General features: G+C 68.0%; 1 protein-coding gene. It reads left to right on the top strand.

Features of this window, described 5'->3' with window-relative positions:
• Positions 1-233: 233 nt before the first annotated feature.
• The coding region (locus tag AB0G04_RS44190) for an IS110 family transposase (RefSeq protein WP_360996756.1) at positions 234-1,410 on the top strand (1,177 nt) is incomplete at its 3' end.

Genomic DNA, 1,410 nt, shown 5'->3' with positions numbered 1-1,410 from the left:
GAGACAGCCATCCGTGTCTTTCTGACGCCCGTGCCGTGCGTGAAAATCGGGGGTGGTCACCCGCTCACGTCGTCTCCGCTTGGTGCTTCGAGCCCGGGAGACAGCCTGACGGTGGGAACGCGTTTTCGGGGCCCTGCATTGTCGCTTCGAGCACGCGAGTCCGCATCTGTCCTGCCCTGAGCGTTCCCGCGGGTGACCGCCGTGGGTGGTGCTGCGAGTGGAGGGTGGTGTCGATGGAGGAGGTCACCGAGGAACCGGTGCAGGTCGCGCAGCGGATCTGCGCGATCGATATCGGTAAGGCAGGTCTGGTGGCGTGTGTGCGTACGCCGCATCCGGATCGGCCGGACCGGCGGGTGCAGCAGGTGCGGGAGTACGCGACGGTGACGCCGGCGTTGCTGGGCCTGGCCGACTGGCTGCGGGTGGAGCAGGTCGCGCTGGTGGCGATGGAGGCCACCAGTGACTACTGGAAGCCGGTGTTCTACCTGCTCGAGGCCGAGGGTTTCGAGTGCTGGCTGCTCAACGCCAGGCATGTCAAGAACGTGCCGGGCCGGCCCAAGACCGACCGCCTGGACGCGGTCTGGCTGGCCAAGGTCGTCGAGCGGGGCATGTGCTCACCGAGTCTGGTGCACCCGAAACCCATCCGGCAGCTACGGGATGTGACCCGGTACCGGCGCAGCCTGATCCGGGAACAGACCCGCGAGTATCAGCGGCTGGAGAAGCTGCTCGAAGACGCGCAGATCAAGCTGACGTCGGTGATCAGTGGCCTGGACACCGTGTCCGGGCGGCGGATGCTGCAGGCCATGATCGACGGGCAGCGCGACCCCCGGGTTCTGGCGGAGATGGCGTGCGGGTCGATGCGCCGCAAGATCCCGGTGTTACGGGAGGCACTGACCGGCCATTTCGAGGACCACCACGCGTTCCTCTGCCGCAGGATGCTGAACCGTATCGATACGCTGGCCGTGGACATCGCCGCCCTGGACACCCGGATCGAGCAGCTGATCGCCCCTTTCGCGCAGGCGGCGGCGAGGCTGGATGAGATCACCGGCGTCGGCGAGCGCGCCGCTCAGGAACTCGTCGCCGAGATCGGCGTCAACATGACCGTCTTCCCCACCGCCGCCCATCTGGTGTCCTGGGCCAAGTTCGCCCCGATCGAGGCCAGCTCCGCCGGCCGCAAGAAAGGCGGCAGCACCGGCAAGGGCAACCCCTGGCTGGCCGGCACCCTCGGCGAGATCGTCGCCGCAGCCGCCCGCACCGACACCTTCCTCGGCGAACGCTACCGAAGACTCGTCCGGCGAAGAGGCAAGAAACGCGCCGTCGTCGCGGTCGGCAACTCGGTCCTGACCATCATCTGGCACCTGCTGTCCGACCCCGGCGCCCGCTACCACGACCTCGGCGCCGACTACCACCAGT

Origin of the sequence: Actinoplanes sp. NPDC023801 (genome assembly GCF_040639655.1) — a bacterium.
Taxonomy (GTDB): Bacteria; Actinomycetota; Actinomycetes; order Mycobacteriales; family Micromonosporaceae; genus Actinoplanes.
This window is presented reverse-complemented; position numbering and strand designations above follow the sequence as displayed.